We start from the raw sequence: 258 nt of genomic DNA, 5'->3' as shown, positions 1-258 counted from the left end.
AAACGCTGGACAACCAGTATTATCTGGCCATTCTGCAGGTGTACAACGACAGCCAGATCCTTTTCCACAGCCCGTATAAAGACGTCCGGGAGTATATTGAGACGGTGATCCGCTCGTTTGCGCGGCACGCTCCGGCGCAGAGCCATCTGGTGTTTAAACATCATCCGATGGACAGGGGACACCGCTTTTATGGCCCCCTGATCACCGGGCTGTGCGGGAAATACGGTATCGCCGGACGGGTACTGTATGTCCACGATC

The 258-nt window shown here is 55.4% G+C and carries 1 protein-coding gene; it reads left to right on the top strand.

Annotated elements, in window-relative coordinates:
• Positions 1 to 258, top strand: a 258-nt coding sequence (locus tag ACU8YC_RS28725; RefSeq protein WP_446896481.1) for a capsular polysaccharide export protein, LipB/KpsS family, incomplete at both ends; no start/stop codon positions are given.

This window comes from Citrobacter sp. VF227, assembly GCF_052950715.1.
This window is presented reverse-complemented; position numbering and strand designations above follow the sequence as displayed.